Genomic DNA, 6252 nt, shown 5'->3' with positions numbered 1-6252 from the left:
GAAGCGCACAACCTGGTGGACCGCGCCCGCGCCATGTACACCGCCGAGCTGGACCAGGCCCGGCTGCAGGCCGTGCGGCGCGAAGCCACCGGCCTGCCCAAGCGGGCGTTGAACAAGCTGCACAAGACCTGGGCCGCGCTGGCCGCCGCCCAGCCGGCCGACTACCAGACCCTGGCCCAGGTGCCCGACGAACTGGCCACCGCGCTGCAGCAGGCGATTGCCGCCATCGCCGAGCAACTGGCCGAGCAGCCCGAAGGCATCGCCAGCGAGCTGCTGAACTTCTTCTTCGATGCCACGCACTTCGCCAGGCTGCTGGAGAGCTTCGGCGACCACTCGCTGTTCGACATCACGCGCAGCCAGGGCGGCGGCGCGCTGGCCAAACCCAGCGCGGTGCTGTGCGTGCGCAACCTGGTGCCAGCGCCCTTTTTGCAGCCGCGCTTCGCGGCCACGCACACCAGCACGCTGTTCTCGGCCACGCTCACGCCCACGCAGTTCTACCTCGACCTGCTGGGCCTGCCGGCCGACACCGTGGCGGTGGACGTGGAGTCGCCGTTCGAGGCGCGGCAGCTGTCGGTGCAGGTGGCGCGCCACATCTCCACCCGCTGGCAGCACCGCGATGCCTCGCTGGCGCCGATCGCACAGCTCATCGGCCAGCAGTACGCGCAGCGGCCGGGCAACTACCTGGCGTTTTTCAGCAGCTTCGACTATCTGCAGCGCGCCGCCGCGCTGCTGGCCGAACAGCACCCCGAGGTGCCGCAGTGGCTGCAGGCCCGCGGCATGGGCGCGGCCGAGCGCGAGGCCTTCCTGGCCCGCTTCCATGAAGGCGGCGCGGGCGTCGGCTTTGCGGTGCTGGGCGGCCAGTTCGGCGAAGGCATCGACCTGCCGGGCACGCGGCTGATCGGCGCCTTCATCGCCACGCTGGGCCTGCCGCCGCTGAACGACACCAACGAGCGCATGCGTGAACGCATGGCGCAGCGCTTCGGCAAGGCGCAGGGCTACGACTACACCTACCTGTACCCCGGCCTGCAGAAGGTGGTGCAAGCCGCCGGCCGCGTGATCCGAACGCCGGCCGACGAAGGCGTGGTGCACCTGATCGACGACCGCTTCGCGCGGCCCGAGGTGCGGCGGCTGCTGCCGCTGTGGTGGAGCGCCGGCGCCTGATACACGGGCAGCCGGTGGGTGGCGGGAACCACCCCTGAAAATTGACATCTTTGACCGGAGAACGGCGCGCATCCTCATGTTTGCCGGATTGCGGCCGAATTCATGGGTGTTGCGGCCGGCCATGGCCCGCGCCATCCTTTTCCTCTCCCTTCAATGAAACTCCGATGCCTCACAACAAGCGGTTGGCCGAAATCGGGCAAAGCGTCGGTGGCTGGTCGCTTCGGGACTACCGGAGCTACCTGGGCTATGCCGAGCGCAGCCGCAGGGTGTCGACCCTGCGCGTGCAGGCCCTGGCATTCCTGAGCTGGCTGGTCGCCAGCGCCTTTCCGCCCGGCACGGTGGCCTTGTCGGTCACCACGCTGGTGGCCTTCGGCGCGGCCTTGATGGCCGGCATGACCTCCACCGCGGTGGCGCCCAACTTCATCGCCGGCGCGGTGTCGCGGGTGTTCTTCGCCACCGTGGTGGCCACGGCGCTGGCGCATGTGGCCAGCCATTCGCCGCATGAACTGCTGTGGCAGCTGAGCATCTGCGCCATCGTGGTGGTGGCCATGTCGCCGGTGCACTACGACCCCATCTCGTACACCACGGCCACGTTGCTGATCAACCTGTCCATCGTCTTTCCGCGCCTGCGCGAAATCCTGGTGCACCCCGAGGCGGCCTGGATGTTGTGCCTGACGGTGGCCGCGGTGATCTTCGGCATCACCATCAACTACATGCAGTTTTCCGACCGCATCAAGATCCACAAGATCAACCGGCGGCTGGCGGAACTGGCCTTCAAGGACGCGCTCACGCAGATCAACAACCGGCGCGCCTTCGTCAACGAGCTGACGCGCTCCCTGGCCTCGGGCGATCCGCAGGAGCTGTACCTCTTTCTCATCGACGCGGACGACTTCAAGACCGTCAACGACGTGCATGGCCACGACGTGGGCGACGAGGTGCTGCAGCACATCGCCCGCCAGTTGACGGCCGCCGCCGGCGACGCCCATTGCGGCCGCCTGGGTGGCGAGGAGTTCGGCATGATCTACCGCGGCGAGCGCGACCAGGCCCAGCACCAGGCCGGCGCACTCAACGAGGCCATCTCCGCCACGCCCATCCAGGGCGTGAACGTGAGCGTGAGCATCGGCATTGCGCGGTATCGTCACGGCATGCAGCTTGCGCGGCTCCTGAAGCTGGCCGACGATGCCTTGTATCGGGCCAAGCGCGCAGGCAAGAACCGGTATCACTTCGCCGAGGAATGACCCCACCCGACCCGTTGGCCGACCCGCCGACCCCCGACACCGTGACCCCGACGGCGCATGCGCTGCAGCAGGCACGGCACCTCCTCAGCCAAAGCCAGTGGTTCCGCGACTGGCCCGCCGCCGACCTCGATCACATCCTCTTGGGCAGCAGCTTCCGTGAGCACGCCAAGTCGACGCTCGTGTACCGCGACGGCAGTACCGACGAGCTGGTGTTCCTGCTCTCGGGCGCGGTGTGGACCTGCCTGCGCAACGAGCGGAAGACCGTCAAGTTCGGCATGCTGTACCCGGGGGCGCTGATCGGGCTGTCGCGGCTGCTGCACCAGCGCCTGCCGGACGAGCCCTGCTACGAATTCCATGCCGCCGAGCCCACGCGGTTGCTGGCACTGCCCGCCAGCACCCTGGCAGCGCACCTGGACCACCGCCCGCAGCTGTGGCGCGCGATGGCCGAGGCCACCATCCGCTACCAGCGCCACTGCATCCGGCTGGCCCTGGTGTTCTACGCCGGGCCGGTGAAGGACCGCCTCATCTCCGCGCTGTACCAGTTTGGCCTGTCGGCCGCCGCGGACGCCGGCCGGGCGCCCCAGCAGGAAGTGGCCATTCCGCAGGAAGAGCTGGCCACGCTCATCCAGTCGTCGCGCCAGCACGTCAACCGCGCGCTGCGCGAGCTGGAATCCGAAGGCCTCGTCAAGCTGGGCTACAAGCGCATCGAGATCGTGGATGTGCAGGCGCTGGAACACCGGGCCGAGGCGCGCATCCTCGACCGCACGCTGAGCGCCCAGCTGGCCTGAGGACCGCGCCGGCCGGCCCGGCGCAGGGTCGCCGCCGGGCGTTCTCACGCAGACCGGGCCCGCCTGCGCTAACCTGATCGGCACCCGAGCCCCCGTGCCCGCCGCGCACGCCCGCCATGCCCTTCATTCCCGACCACCGCCCGCCGCAGCAGCCCACGCCGCTGGCCTGGCACTTCGCTTTCGTCGAGCGCCAGCTGCTGCTGCCCGAAGACGAGTCGCAGACCCTGCAACCCCACCTAGCGGCCGATTGGCAAAGCCCTGCCACCACCCGCCACTACCTGGGCACCTTGCAGGGCCACGACGTGTGGACGCTGACCCTGCCCGAGGTGCCTGCCGGCTGGCGCCGGGTGCCGCTGCGCGCGGCGATGATGCAGTTCGCCGCACCGCTGCTGGCCCTGGCCGGCCGCGCCGCGCAGGTGCTGGAATGGGACCGCGCGCACCGCTTCTGCGGCGTGTGCGGCACGCCCACCGAGCTGCAGAGCGGCGAACGCGCTCGCGTGTGCCCGGCCTGCGGCCATGCGGCCTACCCGCGCATCAGCCCCGCGATGATGGCCCTGGTGTGGCGCCCCGGTGAGCTGCTGCTGGCGCGGGCGCCGCACTTCGCGCCCGGCATGTACAGCGCACTGGCCGGCTTCGTGGAGCCCGGTGAATCGCTGGAAGAGTGCGTGCAGCGCGAGGTGGCCGAAGAAGTCGGCGTGCGGGTGAAGAACCTGCGCTACTTCGGCAGCCAGAGCTGGCCGTTTCCGCACAGCCTGATGGTGGCCTTCACCGCCGAATGGGACGGCGGCGAGATCGTGCCGCAGCCCGAAGAGATCGAGCATGCCGCCTGGTACCCGCTCGATGCATTGCCCGGCATCCCGCCGCGCTTTTCCATCGCCGGCCACCTGATCCGCGACTGGGTGGCGCAGATGGCCGGCGAAGGCGCGCGATGAGTGTCGTGGTTGAGCTGTGCGACTGGCCGGCCACCCGGCTGGCCGAGGCCATCGGCCGGCGCGAGGTGTCGTGCCGCGAGGTGATGGTGGCCCACCTGGCGCAGATCGAGCGGCTCAATCCGCAGGCCAATGCCATCGTCTCGCTGCAGCCGGCCGAGCAGCTGCTGGCCGAGGCCGATGAGCGCGACGCGCAGCTGGCCCGTGGCGAGCCGATGGGCTGGCTGCACGGCATGCCGCAGGCGCCCAAGGACCTGGCCGACGTGGCCGGCATCCGCAGCACCCATGGCAGCCTGATCCTGCAGCACCACGTGCCCACGCAAGACGCCATCGTGGTCGAGCGCATGCGCCGCGCCGGCGCCATCTTCATCGGCAAGACCAACACGCCCGAGATGGGCCTGGGCTCGCACACCTACAACCGGGTGTTCGGCACCACCCGCAATGCCTTCGACCCGCGGCTGAGCGCGGGCGGCAGCAGCGGCGGCGCCGCGGTGGCGCTGGCCCTGCGCATGCTGCCGGTGGCCGATGGCAGCGACATGATGGGTTCGCTGCGCAACCCGGCCGGCTGGAACAACGTCTTCGGCCTGCGCCCTTCCTTCGGCCGCGTGCCGCGCGGCCCGGCGGCGCCCGAGCAGTTCCTGCAGCAGCTGGGCACCGAAGGCCCGATGGGCCGCACCGTGGCCGACGTGGCGCAGCTGCTGGCGGTGCAGGCCGGCTGGGACGCCCGCTCGCCGCTGTCACTCGACACCGACGTGACGCCCTTCAGCCAGCCGCTGGACCGCGACTGGCGCGGTGCCCGCATCGGCTGGCTGGCCGACCACGGCGGCCACCTGGCCACCGAACCCGGCGTGCTCGAGACCTGCGCCCAGGCGCTGAAACACTTCGAGGCCATCGGCTGCCACGTGGAGCCGGTGGCGCCCTTCTTCGACATGGAGCGCCTGTGGCGCACCTGGCTCACGCTGCGTGGCGCCTTGGTGGCGCATGCCCAAGGCGCCTGGCATGCCGACCCCACCAAGCGCGCGTTGATGAAGCCCGAGGCGGTGTGGGAAGTGGAAAACGGCCTGCGCCTGACGGCCGCCGAGGTGATGCACGCCTCGGCCGACCGCACGGCCTGGTACCACGCGCTGCGCGAGCAGTTCGAGCGCTTCGACTTCCTGCTGCTGCCTTCGGCGCAGGTGTTTCCGTTCCACGCCTCGCTGGACTGGCCGCACGAGATCAACGGCCGTGCGATGGACACCTACCACCGCTGGATGGAGGTGGTGATCGGCGGCACGCTGGCCGGCCTGCCGGTGCTGGGCATGCCCGCCGGCTTCGGCCCGCAAGGCCAGCCCATCGGCCTGCAGCTGATGGGCCCACCCCGCGCCGACCTGGCCGTGCTGCAGATGGGCCATGCCTACGAGCAGGCCAGCGGGTGCAGCGGGGTGCGCAGTCGGTTGCTGGGGTGAGCGGACCGGCGAAGGCCAATCAACCGAGATCGGATGCCGGCCCGGCGTGCAAGCCGGCAAACTCCTGCTGAAGTCTCGCTGTACGGTGCATGCGTTCATGCAGCACCGTGACGATGCCGATGTCTCCGTTGGACAGGCGCTTCCAATACACGAAGTGGCTGCGGTAGCGGAAGAAGAACCCCGACACACCCAGCGACGCCGGAATCGGCCTTGACATCACCCCGTGCGACTCGATGCGGTCAAACGCCTCGAACAGGCCGAACGCGGACGGCCGCCATGGCTCAACCTGCCTTGGCAGGCTTGGCGTTGCGGGCGATCACATCGGCGGCCGTCAAGCTCCGGTACGCCGACTCGGGCGCAGCAAACGCCTGGGTGAGCTCCGCCTTCAAGCGGTCGACCGCTGCCTGATCCGCGCGCTCCATGTCGCGCCGGATCAGGTCGCGCAAATAGTCGCTCATCTCGGTCAGGTGAACGGTCATGGTGGTGCTGGTAGGCATCGCCGGCTCCGACTTCAAGCGAACAAGGCCTCAATATAGCCGCCCGGCCTTGCTCGCCAGTTGGCTGCACAGCGACTCAACCGCCGGCCGCGCCCGCCACGTCCAGCCACAGCACCTCGTAGGGCTTGAGCGTCAGGCCGCCGCGCACCGGGTGCGGCGTGCCTTGCAGCAGGTCGGGCAGCACCGGGGGCAGG

General features: G+C 69.9%; 7 protein-coding genes. 5 read left to right on the top strand and 2 right to left on the bottom strand.

Going from position 1 to position 6252, the window contains the following annotated elements; genetic code table 11:
* The 5 genes from ABNT58_RS27680 to ABNT58_RS27660 form a co-directional block, all read left to right on the top strand.
* Nucleotides 1–1161, top strand: a 1161-nt coding sequence (locus tag ABNT58_RS27680) for an ATP-dependent DNA helicase (RefSeq protein ID WP_348756588.1), incomplete at its 5' end; no start/stop codon positions are given.
* Nucleotides 1162–1325: 164 nt separating this feature from the next.
* On the top strand, nt 1326–2399 hold the full coding sequence (locus ABNT58_RS27675; protein ID WP_348756587.1) for a GGDEF domain-containing protein: 1074 nt from the start codon (nt 1326–1328) through the stop codon (nt 2397–2399).
* Nucleotides 2396–3187 (top strand): Crp/Fnr family transcriptional regulator, encoded by a 792-nt coding sequence (locus ABNT58_RS27670; RefSeq protein WP_348756586.1) that lies wholly within the window; start codon nt 2396–2398, stop codon nt 3185–3187. Before ABNT58_RS27675 ends, ABNT58_RS27670 begins: the two co-directional genes overlap by 4 nt.
* A gap of 116 nt (nt 3188–3303) precedes the next feature.
* Nucleotides 3304–4119 carry an NAD(+) diphosphatase gene (gene nudC, locus ABNT58_RS27665; protein ID WP_348756585.1) on the top strand — a complete coding sequence of 272 codons (816 nt, stop codon included), beginning with the start codon at nt 3304–3306 and terminating at the stop codon, nt 4117–4119.
* Complete coding sequence (locus ABNT58_RS27660; RefSeq protein ID WP_348756584.1) at nt 4116–5561, top strand: amidase; 1446 nt, start codon at nt 4116–4118, stop codon at nt 5559–5561. The genes nudC and ABNT58_RS27660 overlap by 4 nt, the downstream gene beginning before the upstream one ends.
* 19 nt (nt 5562–5580) lie before the next feature.
* Here the strand turns inward: ABNT58_RS27660 and ABNT58_RS27655 are convergent, their stop codons facing one another.
* Entirely contained in the window at nt 5581–5778 is a 198-nt protein-coding gene (locus ABNT58_RS27655; protein ID WP_348756583.1) for a hypothetical protein, read from the bottom strand.
* 64 nt (nt 5779–5842) lie between these two features.
* Nucleotides 5843–6058 (bottom strand): addiction module antitoxin, encoded by a 216-nt coding sequence (locus tag ABNT58_RS27650; protein ID WP_348756582.1) that lies wholly within the window; start codon nt 6056–6058, stop codon nt 5843–5845.
* Nucleotides 6059–6252: the final 194 nt, after the last annotated feature.

It is taken from the genome of uncultured Aquincola sp. (assembly GCF_964001545.1).
Classification (GTDB): Bacteria; Pseudomonadota; Gammaproteobacteria; order Burkholderiales; family Burkholderiaceae_C; genus Aquincola.
The sequence above is the reverse complement of the archived record's forward strand: the minus strand, read 5'-3'. Positions and strand labels throughout refer to the sequence as shown.

What these genes read in the sequence shown, in the direction of transcription:
- nudC (WP_348756585.1), top strand. Translation starts at nt 3,304, where the DNA reads ATGCCCTTCATTCCCGACCACCGCCCGCCGCAGCAGCCCACGCCGCTG.
- ABNT58_RS27675 (WP_348756587.1), top strand. Translation starts at nt 1,326, where the DNA reads ATGCCTCACAACAAGCGGTTGGCCGAAATCGGGCAAAGCGTCGGTGGC.
- ABNT58_RS27650 (WP_348756582.1), bottom strand. Translation starts at nt 6,058, where the DNA reads ATGCCTACCAGCACCACCATGACCGTTCACCTGACCGAGATGAGCGAC.
- ABNT58_RS27670 (WP_348756586.1), top strand. Translation starts at nt 2,396, where the DNA reads ATGACCCCACCCGACCCGTTGGCCGACCCGCCGACCCCCGACACCGTG.
- ABNT58_RS27660 (WP_348756584.1), top strand. Translation starts at nt 4,116, where the DNA reads ATGAGTGTCGTGGTTGAGCTGTGCGACTGGCCGGCCACCCGGCTGGCC.
- ABNT58_RS27655 (WP_348756583.1), bottom strand. Translation starts at nt 5,778, where the DNA reads ATGTCAAGGCCGATTCCGGCGTCGCTGGGTGTGTCGGGGTTCTTCTTC.